The following is a 15,907-nucleotide window of genomic DNA, read 5'->3' on the forward strand; positions in this document are numbered from 1 at the left end:
AGATACACTGGACTGACACGGCGATGCGAATTCTCTACGACCACCAAGCCTTCACGCTGCAGAACACCGGTGGCATCACGCTGTACTTCTACGAGCTTTTGAAATATCTGCGCACGGTGCAGGGTGTCGAGACAACGACGCTGCTCGGATACTCCAGCACCAAGTGGCCACTGCAGTCGCAGACGGCTCCCCCAAACAGGCTGGTTCACTGGGGGCCGCGTCCTGTTGCCTCGGGCATGGCGACCTTTGTACTTAATGAGTTGCTGCTTAATCCGCTAGTGGTGGTATCTGGTCAGTTTGACGTGTATCACAACACGCTCTACCGCTTCATGCCCGGCGCGCGTGCCACAGCCCGCGTGGCAACGCATCACGACTGCGTGCATGAGCGATTCCCTGAGTTGTTTCCCGACAGCGGCCGGATCGTTCGAACAAAGGCGAGGATGTTCCACGAAGCTGACCTGATTCTGTGCGTTTCATCCTCAAGTCGGGACGATCTGCTTCACTTCTACGACGTAGATCCTGCGCGGACACTTGTAGTGCACAACGGTGTCTCGCCGCCACAACGTACTAGCAGTGGAGCGGGCGCACTGCTGAAGGTGGCGCGTCGGCCTTTCCTTCTGTACGTCGGAATTCGCGCTTCTTATAAGAACTTCGACGGCCTGTTAACCGCTTTTGCCCGGTCGGGCTTGCATAGACACTTTGACCTGCTGGCGTTAGGGGGCGGCCCGCTCAATGCTGCTGAACAAGCTCAAATTGCCTTGCTCGGGCTGTCTGAGCAGGTGATATCCATCCCTTATGCACCGCCGGATCTTCTGGCGGAAGCGTACGCGCAGGCGACGCTCTTCGTCTATCCGTCGCTCTATGAGGGCTTCGGCATTCCGCCGCTGGAAGCCATGGCGAGCGAAACCCCAGCGCTGGTCGCGCGCAGCCCAGCCACGACAGAGGTCTGCGGCAACGCAGCAATCTTCTTCGAACCACAGGACAAGGCAGACTTTGCAGCGAAGCTGATCGCCGCAGTGGAAGACGAGCCTCTGAGGCGACAGCATGTGGACGCAGGGCTGGCACTGATCCCACGTTATAAGTGGACACGCACGGCCGAACAGACATTGGCTGCCTATCGGTCACTGTTTAGCACTCGCTAGTATTCATCGCGCAAATGCGGTGATGCGATCAGCGCCGCAAGAATGCGTTGCCATTCGGTTATGGTCACTTGGCGTGAAAAGTGTTCACGGTAAGCCTTGTAGCAACGCTCGCGCATGGCTTGCAGTGCGGCGGAGTCGTGCAATAGTTCGCGCATTTGGTCTGCAACACCCGCGGCTTCACCCGGTTCCAGTACCCACCCCAAGCCGTACCGCTCGATCCAGTGGGCAATGGCGCAGTTTCGAGGGCCGCAGAACAGCACGGGACGGCCGACCGCAAGCGCTCCAAAGAACTTCGATGGAACGACCGCGCCCACCCAACTGTCGCGAAGGCTCAGGATATGGACATCCGCGCTGCTTAGGCGCTCCTCGAGTGCGTTTGTCGCGGCGAAAGGGACGAACCGGATGTTGGTATCTTCTGGCGAGACCTGCTCGCGCAAATGTGCCGCGCGATTGCCTTTGACACTCAGCGCCAGCACGGCAGATTCACCACGGAGGTGTCGCATGAGCGCCAACATATCGTCCGAGCTGTGCGCCCGTCCGAAGCTGCCGGAATACATAAGCGCGAGCGTCGCGTCACCGAAGATAGCAGCACGCTCGACCTTCGCTGTCGGCAGAGGCACTGTCGGCTCCGACAGTGCCCACGGCACCATCGTTACCAGATTCATCTGCGGATCGTATCCGCGCAGCAGGCCAGCCATGCACTGGCCCAGATCTGCCACCAGATCGCACGCACGGTAACTGGCCTGCATCAGGAGCCGCATGGTGCGCGGAATCAAGCTGCGGTGATCGATGGATCTGTCGGCATAAATGGCTTCAGGGTAAAGGTCGAAGCACCAATGCACGATGCGCGTGGACGGGTGGCACCAGCGCCAGACCGGCGCAATCAGCACACTGAAGAAAGGGTCCGTGCCGATCACGATCACATCTGGAGAGTCAACTGTCACAAAGGCCAGCATCATCCAGTGCAGTAGCATCCAAAGCGCGTTCGCAGTGCGACCCGTAGATGTCGATTGTCGCCAGGCGGGTCGCCAGATACGCCGCAAGCTCACGCCATCCCATCCCTCACGCAGAGGGAAGCTGGCATTACCGTCGTCGCTTTGGCGATTGGCAGGAAATGCTGTCACGTCCCATCCAGAGGCGGCCATTGCTTGACAGAATTCACTCAGCAGCAGGGAACTGACAATCTGGTCAGGGTGCAGGAATTGATAGAAGACGTACAGATCAAGGCGCCGGTGATTCGTGTTGGTGCCGCTTTGCATCCCTTGCTGCGTCCTCATCTGCCGGGCTACGCCTGCCGTACTAGAGTCTACTGCAGGCGACCGGCCCGTAAACGCGTCACGCGTTAATGGGTGGCAGCAATCGGAAGGCCTCTGCGTCGTGGGCATGACCCGTGTTGGTCGTAACGCGAGGTAAAGACAGCCAAAGCCGGGAATGGCGGGAAGTCAGTGGCGGTCACCGGCATGCCCTCGTACCGGCTTCCAGCGAGCTTGGCTGCTTCGCTAAATCCATGTTCCCGATCTATGTTTATTTTCGACGACCTGTACCGTGCCCGGCGCTAAGTGCGCAGGCAAAGCAGCATTTGCTCGATGTGCGACTGCTGCGCAGACCGTAGACGGCAGAGGGTGGAATGGAAAGCCACTAAGGCACATTTGGCATTGAGCGTTCTCTGCACCTTGCTTTCCACGAAAGGATACGGTGAGCGCGTGTTGTGAAGAGGCGGCGGATCAGACACTTCAAGGTCAACCTAGAGTACACAGGGTTCCTCCACTTCAACCGTTGCTTTGCCACGCGCAGCGCCAGCCGCAGTGTCTGAAGCGATCCCTCCAGAGGACTTCGATAGAGGTCAGTAAAGGCCTCTTCAGCGCGAAGCAACAGGCGGTAACGTTGCACGCTCATCAAGTTGTCGTAATCCATCACGGTCATCTGATGGTCCAACCGAATGCCCGCCGCGCGCCATACCTTCTTACCCGCTCGGTGCAGTTGATGGAAGATATACCAATCAGAATAGTCCAACGGAAACAGCGGACTGTAGCCGCCAACCGCAAGCACATCACGCACGCGCAGGAGTGACCCGCTGTTGATGGCTGTGGCCTCGCCCGGTGCTATTCCGCTTTCACCCGCGGGGTATGGGACATGGTGGTTGCGTAGGACACGGTGAGGGGAGGCAGGAAAGCCCTGAGCGTAGACGCTGGGCACGATGGCCGCGACATCCGGCATGCGATCGACTGCGCTGAGTACGTCCCCTATATCGCGCAAGAAGTTGGGCGGAAGTTCAGAATCTTGATCGAGCATCAAGATCCATTCCAAGTCTCGATCTTCGGCAAGGGCGGCAGAGGCGTTGAAGGCGCCAGCGATCCCGCTGTTTGCCGGGTCATGCCTGTAGATTAATCCCGCAGGTGGTTGGTCCAGAGGTTCTGCGCTGTTGTCCCACAGGAGGGCGGTATAGCGCCGATGTAGCGATGGGTCTGCGCTGAAGGCACTCGTTAGGCTTTGAAAGGTCACCGACTCCGCGATCGGAACGAGGTATCGCACGATAACGATGAGGACCCGCGGCTCCCAAGCGTCGCTCATTGCGGGATCACCTCACCCGGAAGGCCCGACGCCCCCTTTGCGATCGAGATGCTCCGTCGGGCTCGCAGATGCTCGCGCCAAATTTGCAGGCGCATCGCCGGGCGCATCGTCAGACGCATCCACAGATAACGGAGCGTAATCGTGGCATACCGCTTGTCGCGATACTGCTGCCACTGTCGTAGTGCGCGTAACAGCAGCCTTAGTGTTTGCACCAGATTTTCAAACGTCGAACGGTAGATCTGTAGGTAAGCATTCTCAGCAGCTAAGAAACTCTCGTAGCGTTCGGGAACCATGTCCTCATGGAAGTTCATACCACCCACGGAGTGTTTGAGCTCCAGATTGCCCGCGATGAAGATGTGGCGGCCATGGCCGTACATCCGCTGAAAGGCATAGACGTCGGAAAGATCGAGCCAGAAATCGTCACTATAACCGCGAATCTCCCGGAGTGCGGAAACACGCATCAGCGACGCGGAGTTCACGGCAAATCCATCGTCGCGCAGTAGACCCTGGAAGGTACGCTCCACAGGCGAGTTTCGATTAAGGGAACGAAAGCGTCGTGGCGAGACAATCTGACCGTGCGAGGAAATGAATGGGACGATGCTGCCGACTTCTGGCCGGTCCGCGAGAGCTCGGCTGTACTTCAGCAATCCTCGTAAGAAGTCCGCCGTCACTTCCGTGTCCTGGTCCAGCAGCAGCATCCACGGAATGTCCAATTCTATCGCCAGCGCGATGCCCTGGTTATAAGCGCCCGAGGTTCCAAGGTTCTGCTCTGTCCAGCCGTATTGGAATGTAAAAGCCAGTTGCGGATCAATCAAAGGAACAGGAGAGTTATCCCACAGCAGGACCGCGATTTCCCGTGCCAACTCCGAGTCATTGAGCGCGTCGGTGAGGCCTACAATCGTCTTCGAGTCAGCGAGCTGCATCTTATAACGAACGACGACAGCCAGTATTTGTGCCGAACTCACGACTTTCCGCCGAGTGCATCCAGCTTGACCGCCCAATCCGGAGACCGGCGCAGAAAGCGAATCATCCCGCCCCAGAGCACCCAAGCCATTGGCACAAACAGACCGATGAAGAAGCCCGCCAGCAGTAGCTTCAGGCGCGACGGTCCCGACTTGTAATCCGGCGGAAGAGCGCGATCCACTACCTGGATCACTGCACCTTCGCGAGCTTCATCGAGTTTGGCCGCTTCGAACTGCCGCGCCAGGATCTCGTACAGTGTCTCGTTGTATCGAACCTCACGAGTCTTCCGTCCATAGTCCAGCCCTAACTGGGGCAACTTTCCTTGTGGAACGATCGGGTCGCCAATGTTGCCGGACTGTCCGCCACCAAGCTTGGTCAACTGTGCGCGCAAACTCGACAGTTCCTGCTGGGCGGAGATCAGGTCCACGTTGCCGGTGCCAGAGTAGGTCTGCATGGACTGTATCTGGACTTCCTTCGCCGCAATTTGGGCGCGAAGGCCTGCTGTCGTCTCAATCAATGCCCGCGCCTGGCTGTCGAGCTGGATCAGACCGCTGGTCTGCTGGATGCGCTTCAATTCTTCTTCGCTCGTAGTCAGGTTGGTCTTAACCTGAGCCAGCTGCTGTTCCAGAAACAGTCGCCGTTGCGAGGCCTCACCGAGCGCAAGCGAGGAGGATAATCTTTGATACTCCTGAATCCAGCCGTTCGCCAATTCAGCTGCGCGCTGCGGCGACTTCTCCGTGACCGAGATACGGATCAGTCCGTCTTTGCCCGTACCATCGAACTTGGTGATGTTCTCCAAATCACGGCGAACCAGCGAGTGATATTTCTCTTTGAACTCGTCGTCCAGATGGAAGTGTCGGATCATGCCGTCTTCCACGGTCACACTTTTCATCAGGCCGATATAAAGGTCTGTGGTGCTTTTGATTCCGGCTCCGCCACCGAGCCCGGCCAGCGACCCAAGTCCGCCCAGTTGAGCGAGCAACGATGAGGACGAACTCGCCTGCTGCGGTGGAAGGATGCTGGTCGTGGCTGTGTAAACCTTCGGTTCAAGAGATGCAATTACGAAACCAAGAGCTCCACAGGTGACGGCACTGATGAGCAACATTCTCATCCGTCGCCGCAACAAGATCAGGATGTCCAGCACGGAGACTTCTAATGGAATGGAGTCAGAGGTTGGCTCTACCGCGGAGGCTGGTAGGTGCTGCACGGTTTTACTCACGCCAGATTCGCTACCTTGTTCCTGCACCATCGTAGTCTCAGCACCGTCGTTTCGCGAGCGCGCCGGGCACGTCCGCTCTCCCTAACGCTACACGAAATACGCGACCACGTGCAGTTCTATGGCAAGGGGTGACGAGCGCGCTCGCCATGCTGTCCTTGGGCGGGGCGCCTAAGCGATATCATCGAACAATCCCGTGCGGTATGCCCTACGCATGCCATCTAAAGGCACCCATTGCAGTTCTCCCGAAATCGAATTATTTGCGCCGCGATCCTTCTGGGCGTCTACGGCACAGAATGCGCCGCATACGCCCAAAGTGGAGACGATACCCCGTCACATCTCGAAGTTGCGAATGCAGGGCGCGGCACGGCCGGCTCATCCTTCATCCCAGTCGATAGTTGGATCACGAGCTCCGCAATTCGCCTGTACGAACTGGGTTATCTGCCTACGTTGTATCTCGGTTTGCGCCCATGGACACGAGTATCGCTTGCACATGCCCTGAAACTTTCGGAGACGGAGCTTTTACAGGGCGATCCGGGCGGGGAGGCTGTCGAGATTTTTGATCGCCTGCGACACGAGTTGCGAGCGGAATCGGAAGACCCCACAGCAAGCGCAGCCCGCATTACTCCGGAGTATGGCTACACGCGTGTGCGGGCCATCAGCGGCAACGTCCTGACCGACAGCTACCACTTTGGCCAGACGATCGTTAACGACTACGGCAGGCCCACGCAGAACGGTGCGAACAGCATCAGTGGTTTCGCTGCGCACGGCGTGGCCGGGCGCTTCTCTCTCAGCTTCCGCGGTGAGTATCAGCACGCGCCGGCTGGACCAGGGTTTACGCCCGCCGTCGCAACCGAACTCACCCTCATTGATCGGCCCGACCTGCGATTCCCGGCACCGATTGTTGCTGCCGGTCCTGTAGCGTCAAGCGACGTCTTTCGGATTGTGGAAGCTGATGCATCGGTTCATTTGCTGGGGCATGAGATCTCCTTTGGCAAGCAGGACGCTTGGTTGGGGCCCGCGCAGGGAGCCAGCATGATCTGGTCAAACAATGCTGAGAGCCCTTACACCTTTCGCATCAACCGCGTGGAGCCTCTTTGGGTTCCGGGACTATCCCGTGTAACCGGCCTCTTCCGGTATGAATTCCGAGTGGGCAGCCTGAAAGGCCACACCGTTCCTAATTCCCCGTGGATTCATAGCGAGAAGGTCAGTTTCAAGCCTACGCCCGACCTCGAGTTTGGGTTCTCGCGTTCCGTCATTTGGGGTGGCAAGGAACATGTACCCATTACCCTGGGCAGTTTTTGGCGAAGCTTCGTCAGTCTAACCGGGGTAAATCCTGCGGTGAAGGCCTCGCGCGAAGATCCTGGTGCGCGCTTCTCGCAGTTTGATTTTTCCTGGCGGATCCCTTGGCAGAGCCACCTCATAACCCTCTACACCGATTCCATCACGCATGACAACGTCTTTCCGATATCCAACCCGGAACGCAGCGGATGGCGACCAGGCATCTATCTTTCGCGACTGCCTTGGCTGAAGCGAGCGGATCTTCGCGTGGAAGCCGCCAACACGGATACGAGTGTCCGCACCTTGGACAAGGGCCAGTACACCTATTGGGAAACGGCGCAACCAGAGGGCTACACGAACAAAGGTCAGCTGATGGGCGACTGGATCGGACGGCAGGGCAAGGGTGGCCAAGCGTGGTTGACGTGGCATCTGCATCCGGGTGAGTTCGTACAGTTGGACTGGCGCATGGCGAAGGCATCCAACCTGTTCCTTGCCGGCGGCACCACGCAGCAACAGCTCGGCTTGAGCACGACCTTCCGGCCTCGTCGCGACATTGAGATTAGTGGCGCGCTAAAGGGCGAGGTGTGGCGTGCTCCGCTGATGTCTGCGGGTACGCACAGCAATGTCTATGGAGAAGCGCAGGTGCGCTGGTACTTCAAGCCGTAACTTCAGCGCGGACCAGGGCGTTTTTCCTTGCTGACTTTGGCAGCGTCCAACCGCCGTCCGAGTGCCTCGAACGCAGGCGTCGGTCCCGACCATTTCAGGCTGTCCACACTCTCAAACAGCGGCAAGTCCGCGCGCAGGGTGGCCAAGTCGCGGAAGAGCAGCGCATTCCCCCATTCCGCGCGTAGGGTCGCATTCAGACCACGCGGATTGCTGACACTAACACCCCACCGCAGCGGATCTTCCGGGATCGCTTCAAAGTGGCCGTACTTCGCCAGCACCGCGGCAGCACCCTTTGCGCCCCATCCCCGTAGGCCGGGGAAGCCGTCGGCCGCGTCGCCCACCAGCGCCAGGTAATCCGGGATGGACTCCGGCTTCACTCCGAACTTTGTTACCACACCGGCCTCGTCGCGCAGTTCGCGTTTGCGCCGATCAAACTGCAGCACACGCGTGCCGACGACGCACTGCGCAAGGTCCTTGTCCGGGGTGCAGATGAGGACGCGATCAACGCGCGGGTCACGCGCTGCGATGGCTGCGGCTGAGGCGAGGGCGTCATCCGCCTCCTGCTCGACCATGGCCCAAACCGTGACGCCCATTGCGGCGAGCGCTTCCTCCAGCAAAGGGAACTGTGCCCACAGGTCCGGATTGATGCCGGCGCCCGTCTTGTAGCCGGGCCAGAGGTCATTGCGAAAGGATTCGATCACCTGGTCCGTCGCAACGCCAATGTGGGTGGCGCCGTCCTTCACCAACGCCAGGATGGATGCGAGGACGCCTTTCACTGCACCGACCTCGCGACCGTCCGCCTCTCGCACCGAGGGCCACGCGTAGAAGTGCCGGAAGAGCTCGTAGGTGCCGTCGATCAGGTGAACATCCATGAAGGAAGGCTACAGTGTGCCAGATGTTGGTGGCTCTCCGGGCCAATGAAAACCCACGTCTCGGGATCGAGACGTGGGGCACCCTCAGTGGAGATGGATTCCGTTAAACGGCTGCTTCTACGGCGCGCTTTGGTAACTTCCATTCCGGGCGGATCCAGTGGCAGGTGTAGCCATAAGGAATGCGCTGCAGATAGTCCTGATGCTCCGGCTCCGCGAGCCAGAACGGACCAGCCGCGCCAACCTCCGTGACCACCTTACCCGGCCACAGGCCACTCGCGTCTACGTCCGCGATGGTGTCTTCCGCAATGCGCTTTTGCTCGTCAGTTGTGTAGAAGATTGCCGAGCGATAGCTTTCGCCGCGGTCGTTTCCCTGGCGATTCGGTGTGCTTGGGTCGTGAATCTGAAAGAAAAATTCCAGGATCTTGCGATAGCTGATCTTCTCTGGATCGAATACGACCTCTACTGCCTCAGCATGTGTACCGTGGTTGCGATAGGTCGCGTTTGCAATGTTGCCGCCGCTGTAGCCGACACGCGTACTGACCACGCCGGGGTAGTCGCGCAGCAGCTCCTGCATGCCCCAGAAACATCCACCCGCCAGAATCGCCGTTTCGGTCGCCATTGTCAGAATCTCCTGTGTATTGGATGCGGTGCAAGTGCGCTGGGCGTCACCCGCGTAGCATCGGTTCATGGCCATGAACTACACGGTGATCGCGCAGAGTCGCGATGAGATACTCGACCCGGAAAATGCACCAAGCCTGACGATGTGGCCATACCTGATTCAGACATCGCAGGAAACGCTGTTGCGTACGATTTCTGTCTACACGGATAAGGGCACCTCGCGCGAGCAGGCGCGAGTCCTCTACATGAATACCGTCGCGCTGACTTTGTGGCGCGCCATGGGACGCACACCGACGATCCTCTTGGAGCAGCACAGGCCTCCGAAAACCGCCTTGCTGGCATTCGGGGTGCCGTTTTCTGAATAACGCATCTGACCGTTAAGGCGCTCAGCGGGCATCGCCGCCGCCGTCTGTTTAGGATGGAGTGGTTCCCACGGAGACGCCTGTGACTGCACCCAACGAAACGCCCCCCGCCGCGCGCGGCTTTCGACTGTCCACCGATACCTGGGCTGTCATCCTTTCGCTTGCAGTGGCCTTGCTGGTCAAGCTGCACGCGATTGGACGTGTGCCTTGGTAACTGCACACGTGGAAAAGACATCGCCGCTTGGCTTGCTGCCAGGCGTCGCCCTGCTTGCTGCGGTTGGGTTGGCAGGTAAGTTCATTGAGCAATCCATCACCGCGTTCGGCAAGTCGCACGCGGCTGCGCTCAGGGCACACCACCTGGCTCTCCCGAACATTGAGTATGTGTTGTGGGCAATCCTGATCGGCATGCTTATTACCAATACGGTTGGCCTGCCGCGCATCTTCCGTGCCGGCGTTGCGACTTATGAATTTTGGCTAAAGGCCGGCATCATCCTGTTGGGCGCGCGCTTCATCCTGGGCGACATTCTCAAGCTCGGTTCGGTATCGCTGGCGCTGGTCTGCATTGAGTTGGTGCTTGCACTGACATTCATGACCTTCCTCGGCCGCGGGTTCAAACTGCCACCCAAGCTGGTGACGCTGTTGGCCGTCGGGTCATCCGTCTGTGGGGTGTCTGCAATCATCGCCACGCAGGGCGCCATTGAGGCTGACGAGGAGGATTCGTCGGTCGCCATTGCGGCGATCCTTGCGCTCGGCGCACTCTCGCTCTTTATCTTTCCGGTCGTTGGTCACGCACTGCACATGAGCGACCAAGCTTACGGTGTGTGGACTGGTCTGGCCGTGGACAATACCGCGGAGACCGCTGCGGCGGGTTCACTGTTTAGCGAGACGGCGGGCAAGTTTGCCGTGCTTGTAAAGACCTGCCGCAACGCCATGATTGGCTTCGTCGTACTGGGCTATGCCATCTACTGGGCATCGCGCGGCGAGGCTGCCGTCATCGGCAACAAGGCGTCGTTCCTCTGGAAGAAATTTCCGAAGTTTGTGCTCGGCTTCCTTCTGATCTCTGCGCTGGCAACCTTCGGTGTCTTCGATAAGGCGCAACTGACTACTCTTGGCAACCTTTCACGCTGGGCGTTCCTTTTGACGTTCGCCGGTGTGGGGTTACGCACCAGCTTCCGAGATCTGGCGAAGCAGGGTCTGAAGCCATTCGCTGTCGGTGCCATCGGCGAGGTGGTCATCGCCATGATCACGCTTGGTCTGGTGCTTGGCGCAGACCGCTGGCTGCACCTCTAGGCACATAGTCCTGACGCATTTAAGTCGTTGCCGGTCGTGCCTGAATGAGTGTCTTGTGCCGTCGTAGCAGTAGCACCAGTGCTCGCCGCAGATAGATGGCTACCACTGGTGTCACAAGTGCGGCGATCGCTGCCCAGACCACCAGCGCATGCCACTCCCACTTCCACATCACGTGCACCATCTGTATTGGATGGTGACTCAGGTGCTTGATCTGCGTAGCGGTCAGCGGCAGGCGCCGCGTGTGAAAGAGGAAGACACCCAGCTGTAGGAATGGTAAGAAGAGCAGCACATGCAGTGGCGCCACCAGATGCGTTCCGATCTGTGAGGCAATCTGGTTCAAGCCGAACAACCACGCAAGAAACATGACGAGCAGCGTGGTCAACCCGACCGAGGGGTTGATGCCGATCGCCATGCCAAGTGCCAGGCTCCACGCCATGCGTCGTGGCGTTACGCCACCGCGTAACAGTCGCAGCAAAGGCCGCAGCACCTTGCAACGAAGAAACTCTCGGAGTGTCTCAGGAACCAGCATCGTCTGTATAGGACGCGAATGTGGTGCGCATGGTGGGTCTGCTTCGCGAAGCCATCGAAATGCTTGAGTCAAGTAACGCGTGCGGATGCTTGCGTTCCAGATTGGTTTCACCAAAAAGGGTCATCGAATTGAACTAGTTACGCATAAGTGTCCGAACATCGGAAGGGTACGGCAGCATGCGCCATCTGAAAGCTTTCGCGCCAGGTCCGGATCAAATTTGGGCAACCACTCAGTCCATCTCGCGGTCTATCTATACATCGCTTGCTCGTAAGTCAGCAGCTGATCGTACATAACTGGTGAGTTACCGAACGCAGCAACTTACCCCTAACTCCTTTTACCGTCGCCCGGCCAACCTATAGCCGTGCAGACGTGCGCCCCTGGAGTCTGTCATTGCCGGCTAGCCACGCAGCATCGTGGCCCATACCGGCAAGGCAATATTCAACCCCAAGACGACGGTGCCATGCGGTAGCGCCCTCGGAACCAATCGGCGCATCGAGACGGGCCATCGGTTCGAACGACTCGCTGCGTCCGATGAACCACCGCATACATTCTGGAGGTCACGATGTTTACTACCCTTAAGCGCTCCCTTCCCATGCTGGCTCTGCTGGCAGTTGCCGCAAAGATGCCCGCACAGTTTTACAAGTACCTGCCGGAACATGGTGGAAGCATCTCCGTGGGAGCCACGGGTAACTTCGTGAAGCCACTCACTACTAATGAGAGTCCGTATACGTTCAACTCGGTCGTCAACGGAGTTACGTTGACGAATACCGTAACCAACCAGGAGCAGTACATCACCTCCTCGGTGGGCTTCCTGACTTCGCTGCAGTTCCATCCTGTGCCGTGGGCCGGCGTTGAGGTGAACTACGGATACCAGCACTACTCCGAGCGTTACAACTACAACATCACGGGGCGTGCCGGAACACAGGTCGCAAGTATTCCAACCACGACCCATGAAGCCACGGCTGCGTACCAGTTCCATCCGAAGCACATTCCGTTCCAGCCCTTCGTAAACGTCGGCGGAGGCGCCATCGACTTCGTGCCGACGGCCGGTGGACAGAACCAGTGGCGCGGAGCAGGCCTGGTTGAAACGGGCTTCGAGATTGCGATGCCGAACACCGGTCGCAAGCTTGCGCTCCGTCTGCAGGGCCGTGGCCTGTTCTACCGTGCACCGAACTTCAACAATGCAGCACTGAGCACCCGTAGCTGGCGCGTCAGTGCAGAGCCGAGCGCGAGCTTTGTGTATCGCTTCTAACTCGTCACTTAGTCAGCAATTAAAAAGGCGCGCACCTATCCGGGGCGCGCCTTTATCTTTCGGCGAGGTGTGGTTGACCTGTGCGGCGTTGAGCGGCATGTGGCGTATGCGGAAAAGATAGACGCCACCTCAACGAAAAGCACGAAGAGCAGCAAGTGGAATGGCGCCAAGACGTGTGTGCCGATCTGCGATGCGACCTGGTTGAGGCTGAAGATCCATGCGAGCGCGATGACTACGAGCGTGGTGATTTCCACAGAAGGATTGACCCCGATGACCATGCCAAGGGCCAGGCTCCAAGCCATGCAACGAGTCGTGATGCCATCCCGCAACAGGCACAGCACGGGTCGAAGGATCTTATGGCGGAAGAACCACGCATGGATTCCCGAATCAACATAAGCGGGAGAACGCAAGATGTTGTTGATTCACTGTGTGACGACGGTTTCATGCGAAGGACGAAGGTTGTAGTCACGCGGATGCGCGGTGGACAGGTTTATCCGTAAGCCAGCCGCTTCACAGGCATGTCGCGTGAAGCTCTTCGGGCACAAACCGCTGCCATTGGTCCGATTCTGCCACTTGCCGGATGTGTGCGTCTCTGTCTTTCAGGAATTGGGTGAAGTAGCTTCTAAGAACCACCCGCTCTGCAACGATTCCAAGTACTCCGAGCGGCGCACGGAAGGTGAGTTCGTCTTCCATGCATGTTCCCTCGGTGATCGGGTGGAAGGTGTGACGATGAGCGAAGTTAGCGAACATCCCTCGCGTCATAGCGTCCTCGAAGCAGAAGGGCGGCTCGTACCGAGTGATCAGGCTGGTGTGTCGGAGTATGACGCCGAAGTGGCGCCCACGCCATGTAACGCTCTGTCCGGGACCGATGATGCCATGCGTCACACCATCAATGGCCTGCTCCCGTGTGGCAGCGGCGCTTTCGACATGAAGATCAATGCTGAGCGAAAGCAGAAAGACCCGCATGGCCGGTGCGGCAATGCGGGTCTCGAGCTTGATGGTCGTCATGGTTAGAGCGTAGCGCTCTTGTCGTCCAGCAGTGTCTTGCAGCGAGCGATGAAGTCGGCCAGCGGGACGGAACCCTCATCGCCCTTGCCGCGCGTGCGAACGCTGACTGCGTTGGCTTCGGATTCCTTGTCGCCCATGATCAGAACGAAGGGAATCTTCTGCAGGGCGAGTTCGCGGATCTTTGCCTTCATCTGTTCGTTGCGTGCGTCGAGTTCCACGCGCAGGCCGATGGTTTCGAGTTCCGCCTTAACTTTCTTGGCATACTCGGTGTGCTTCTCGCTGATGGGCACGAGGCCGATCTGGATGGGCGCGAGCCACAGCGGGAAGGCGCCGGCGTAGTGCTCGATGAGCACACCGAAGAAGCGTTCCACCGAGCCGAAGAGTGCGCGGTGCACCATGACGGGCTGGTGCTTCTCGCCGTCTTCGCCGGTGTATTCCAACTCGAAGCGCTTAGGCAGGTTGAAGTCGAACTGCACGGTGCTTAGCTGCCAGAGGCGGCCGAGCACGTCGACTAGTTTGACATCGATCTTGGGACCGTAGAAAGCAGCTTCGCCGGGGATTTCCTTGTAGGGAATGCCCTTGCGGCCAAGTGCCGTCTTGAGGCCGTTGACGGCGAGTTCCCAGTCTTCGGGCGCGCCGACGTAGCTCTTGGCGTCGTTCTTGTCCCAGGTGGAGAGCTCGACCTTGAACTCGGTGAAACCGAATTTGTGCAGGACTTCCTCGGCGAACTCGACGCATGCAACGACTTCGTCTTCGATCTGCTGCGGTGTGCAGAAAATGTGCGCGTCGTCCTGCGTAAAGCCGCGGACGCGCAGCAGGCCGTGCATGGTGCCGCTGCGCTCATAACGGTAGACGTTGCCCAGTTCGGCGTAACGCACGGGCAGGTCGCGATAGCTCTTGGGGCTGTTCTTGTAGATGAGGATGTGACCCGGGCAGTTCATGGGCTTCAGCCGATACTCGGCGTCATCCAGCTCCATGGGCGCGTACATGTTGTCGCCGTAGAAGCCTTCGTGGCCGCTGATCTTCCAGAGTTCGCGACGCATGACGTGCGGCGTTACGACGAGGTCGTAGCCGCGGCGCAGGCACTCTTCGCGCATCCAGTCTTCCATCGTCTTGCGGATGATGGCGCCCTTGGGGTGCCAGAAGATCAGGCCCGATCCTGCAAGCTCCTGGATGCTGAAGAGGTCGAGCTGTTTGCCGAGGACACGGTGGTCGCGGGCCTTGATCTCTTCCAGGTGCTTGAAGTGTGCGTCGAGTTCCTTCTGCGTGTAGAAGGCGGTGCCGTAGATGCGCTGCAGCTGTGGGTTCTTCTCGTCGCCGAGCCAGTAGGCGCCGGCTATGCTCATCACCTTGAAGGCCTTGACGCGGCCGGTGGAGGGCACGTGCGGTCCGCGGCAGAAGTCGACGAACTCGCCGTTGCGATAGAAGCTGACGTTCTCGCCGGGCTTGGTGAACTTCGAGATGAAGTGCATCTTCATGAAGTCGCCCTGCTCTTCGTAGCCGGTCAGCGCTTCTTCATGCGAGATGTACTCGTGGCGGAAGGGCTCGTTGCGCGCGACGACTTCGGCCATCTTGGTTTCAATGGCAGCGAGGTCATCAGGCGTGAAGGGCTTCTCACGCAGGATGTCGTAGAAAAAGCCGCTGTCAGTCGCGGGTCCGTGGCCGAGTTTTACGTCGGGGTATAGCTCCGTGATGGCGGTCGCCATAACGTGTGCGGCCGAGTGGCGGACGACACGCAGCGATTCGGGATCCTGCTCTTTCAGCAGCCACAGGTGCACGTCCTCGTTCAGAGGCTCGGACAGGTCGACGATGCGCTCTGCAGACGCGGCCTCGGCGTACATGCTCTCTTCGGTCTGGGCGCCGCGATGCGCGTCATCCGTCTGCTCCTCGGCGCCATCGGTCGTGTTGCCTGCTGCGGTGCGAATGCGCGCGATGACGACTGCATCGGCAAGCCGCGGCGAAATGCTGTGCGCAATAGCAAAAGGCGTGGTGCCGCGTGCAACTTCGCGCACGCTGCCATCGGGAAGGGTTACTTTGATCGGGTCGCTCACGATATCACTCACAGGTAACAGGATACTGCGCTGGCGCCCAGGCAATCGCGGAATCGGCGAGACTATGCCCATTCCTCCCGTGTATG

At 59.0% G+C, this 15,907-nt stretch carries 16 protein-coding genes; 6 read left to right on the forward strand and 10 right to left on the reverse strand.

Going from position 1 to position 15,907, the window contains the following annotated elements:
- Nucleotides 1-23 precede the first annotated feature (23 nt).
- Entirely contained in the window at nt 24-1,142 is a 1,119-nt protein-coding gene (locus BLW03_RS11050) for a glycosyltransferase family 4 protein (protein ID WP_074654055.1), read from the forward strand.
- Here BLW03_RS11050 and BLW03_RS11055 read toward each other — a convergent pair.
- The 4 genes from BLW03_RS11055 to BLW03_RS11070 form a co-directional block, all read right to left on the reverse strand.
- Nucleotides 1,139-2,101 carry a glycosyltransferase gene (locus BLW03_RS11055; protein WP_170835022.1) on the reverse strand — a complete coding sequence of 321 codons (963 nt, stop codon included), beginning with the start codon at nt 2,099-2,101 and terminating at the stop codon, nt 1,139-1,141. The two genes, BLW03_RS11050 and BLW03_RS11055, sit on opposite strands and share 4 nt — an antisense overlap.
- Nucleotides 2,102-2,780: 679 nt before the next feature.
- The gene (locus BLW03_RS11060) at nt 2,781-3,713 is read right to left on the reverse strand and encodes a glycosyltransferase (RefSeq protein ID WP_074654059.1); all 933 of its coding nucleotides are present in this window, start codon (nt 3,711-3,713) and stop codon (nt 2,781-2,783) included.
- Nucleotides 3,710-4,678 (reverse strand): glycosyltransferase, encoded by a 969-nt coding sequence (locus BLW03_RS11065; protein WP_074654060.1) that lies wholly within the window; start codon nt 4,676-4,678, stop codon nt 3,710-3,712. The genes BLW03_RS11060 and BLW03_RS11065 overlap by 4 nt, the downstream gene beginning before the upstream one ends.
- Nucleotides 4,675-5,895 carry a GumC family protein gene (locus BLW03_RS11070; RefSeq protein ID WP_212733183.1) on the reverse strand — a complete coding sequence of 407 codons (1,221 nt, stop codon included), beginning with the start codon at nt 5,893-5,895 and terminating at the stop codon, nt 4,675-4,677. Before BLW03_RS11070 ends, BLW03_RS11065 begins: the two co-directional genes overlap by 4 nt.
- A 231-nt stretch (nt 5,896-6,126) precedes the next feature.
- Between BLW03_RS11070 and BLW03_RS11075 the strand changes: the two genes are divergently transcribed.
- Nucleotides 6,127-7,839, forward strand: coding sequence for a capsule assembly Wzi family protein (locus tag BLW03_RS11075; protein ID WP_083350475.1), 1,713 nt, complete (start codon nt 6,127-6,129; stop codon nt 7,837-7,839).
- Between the two features lie 2 nt (nt 7,840-7,841).
- Here BLW03_RS11075 and BLW03_RS11080 read toward each other — a convergent pair whose 3' ends face one another.
- Together BLW03_RS11080 and msrA are read right to left on the reverse strand one after the other, a co-directional pair.
- Complete coding sequence (locus BLW03_RS11080; protein ID WP_074654063.1) at nt 7,842-8,711, reverse strand: 5'-3' exonuclease; 870 nt, start codon at nt 8,709-8,711, stop codon at nt 7,842-7,844.
- Nucleotides 8,712-8,814: 103 nt separating this feature from the next.
- The gene (gene msrA, locus BLW03_RS11085) at nt 8,815-9,330 is read right to left on the reverse strand and encodes a peptide-methionine (S)-S-oxide reductase MsrA (RefSeq protein ID WP_212733184.1); all 516 of its coding nucleotides are present in this window, start codon (nt 9,328-9,330) and stop codon (nt 8,815-8,817) included.
- Between the two features lie 67 nt (nt 9,331-9,397).
- Here msrA and BLW03_RS11090 point away from each other — a divergent pair, with 67 nt between their 5' ends.
- The 3 genes from BLW03_RS11090 (at nt 9,398) to BLW03_RS11095 (ending at nt 10,981) form a co-directional block, all read left to right on the forward strand.
- Nucleotides 9,398-9,694: a hypothetical protein gene (locus BLW03_RS11090; RefSeq protein ID WP_074654064.1), complete on the forward strand. Its 297-nt coding sequence runs from the start codon at nt 9,398-9,400 to the stop codon at nt 9,692-9,694.
- 79 nt (nt 9,695-9,773) lie between these two features.
- Complete coding sequence (locus BLW03_RS21140) at nt 9,774-9,905, forward strand: hypothetical protein (protein ID WP_280138030.1); 132 nt, start codon at nt 9,774-9,776, stop codon at nt 9,903-9,905.
- Complete coding sequence (locus BLW03_RS11095) at nt 9,899-10,981, forward strand: YeiH family protein (RefSeq protein WP_244502049.1); 1,083 nt, start codon at nt 9,899-9,901, stop codon at nt 10,979-10,981. The genes BLW03_RS21140 and BLW03_RS11095 overlap by 7 nt, the downstream gene beginning before the upstream one ends.
- 19 nt (nt 10,982-11,000) lie before the next feature.
- Here BLW03_RS11095 and BLW03_RS11100 read toward each other — a convergent pair whose 3' ends face one another.
- A complete protein-coding gene (locus tag BLW03_RS11100) occupies nt 11,001-11,456 on the reverse strand; it encodes a DUF2062 domain-containing protein (protein ID WP_244502050.1) in 456 nt (151 codons plus the stop codon).
- A 616-nt stretch (nt 11,457-12,072) separates the two neighbouring features.
- Between BLW03_RS11100 and BLW03_RS11105 the strand changes: the two genes are divergently transcribed.
- Nucleotides 12,073-12,762 (forward strand): hypothetical protein, encoded by a 690-nt coding sequence (locus BLW03_RS11105; protein ID WP_074654067.1) that lies wholly within the window; start codon nt 12,073-12,075, stop codon nt 12,760-12,762.
- Between the two features lie 35 nt (nt 12,763-12,797).
- Here the strand turns inward: BLW03_RS11105 and BLW03_RS21050 are convergent, their stop codons facing one another.
- From BLW03_RS21050 to thrS, 3 genes are all read right to left on the reverse strand, one after another.
- Nucleotides 12,798-13,064, reverse strand: coding sequence for a DUF2062 domain-containing protein (locus tag BLW03_RS21050; RefSeq protein WP_348270854.1), 267 nt, complete (start codon nt 13,062-13,064; stop codon nt 12,798-12,800).
- A 208-nt stretch (nt 13,065-13,272) separates the two neighbouring features.
- A complete protein-coding gene (locus BLW03_RS11115; RefSeq protein WP_074654071.1) occupies nt 13,273-13,770 on the reverse strand; it encodes an SRPBCC family protein in 498 nt (165 codons plus the stop codon).
- 2 nt (nt 13,771-13,772) lie between these two features.
- Nucleotides 13,773-15,821: a threonine--tRNA ligase gene (gene thrS, locus BLW03_RS11120; RefSeq protein WP_074655947.1), complete on the reverse strand. Its 2,049-nt coding sequence runs from the start codon at nt 15,819-15,821 to the stop codon at nt 13,773-13,775.
- Nucleotides 15,822-15,907: the final 86 nt, after the last annotated feature.

The sequence above is a fragment of the Terriglobus roseus genome (genome assembly GCF_900105625.1).
GTDB lineage: Bacteria > Acidobacteriota > Terriglobia > Terriglobales > Acidobacteriaceae > Terriglobus > Terriglobus roseus_B.

Excerpts from the sequence above, each read along its gene's own strand:
- BLW03_RS11050 (WP_074654055.1), top strand. The coding sequence starts at position 24 with ATGCGAATTCTCTACGACCACCAAGCCTTCACGCTGCAGAACACCGGT.
- BLW03_RS11055 (WP_170835022.1), bottom strand. The coding sequence starts at position 2,101 with ATGATGCTGGCCTTTGTGACAGTTGACTCTCCAGATGTGATCGTGATC.
- BLW03_RS11060 (WP_074654059.1), bottom strand. The coding sequence starts at position 3,713 with ATGAGCGACGCTTGGGAGCCGCGGGTCCTCATCGTTATCGTGCGATAC.
- BLW03_RS11080 (WP_074654063.1), bottom strand. The coding sequence starts at position 8,711 with ATGGATGTTCACCTGATCGACGGCACCTACGAGCTCTTCCGGCACTTC.
- msrA (WP_212733184.1), bottom strand. The coding sequence starts at position 9,330 with ATGGCGACCGAAACGGCGATTCTGGCGGGTGGATGTTTCTGGGGCATG.
- BLW03_RS11090 (WP_074654064.1), top strand. The coding sequence starts at position 9,398 with ATGGCCATGAACTACACGGTGATCGCGCAGAGTCGCGATGAGATACTC.
- BLW03_RS11105 (WP_074654067.1), top strand. The coding sequence starts at position 12,073 with ATGTTTACTACCCTTAAGCGCTCCCTTCCCATGCTGGCTCTGCTGGCA.
- BLW03_RS21050 (WP_348270854.1), bottom strand. The coding sequence starts at position 13,064 with ATGGCTTGGAGCCTGGCCCTTGGCATGGTCATCGGGGTCAATCCTTCT.
- BLW03_RS11115 (WP_074654071.1), bottom strand. The coding sequence starts at position 13,770 with ATGACGACCATCAAGCTCGAGACCCGCATTGCCGCACCGGCCATGCGG.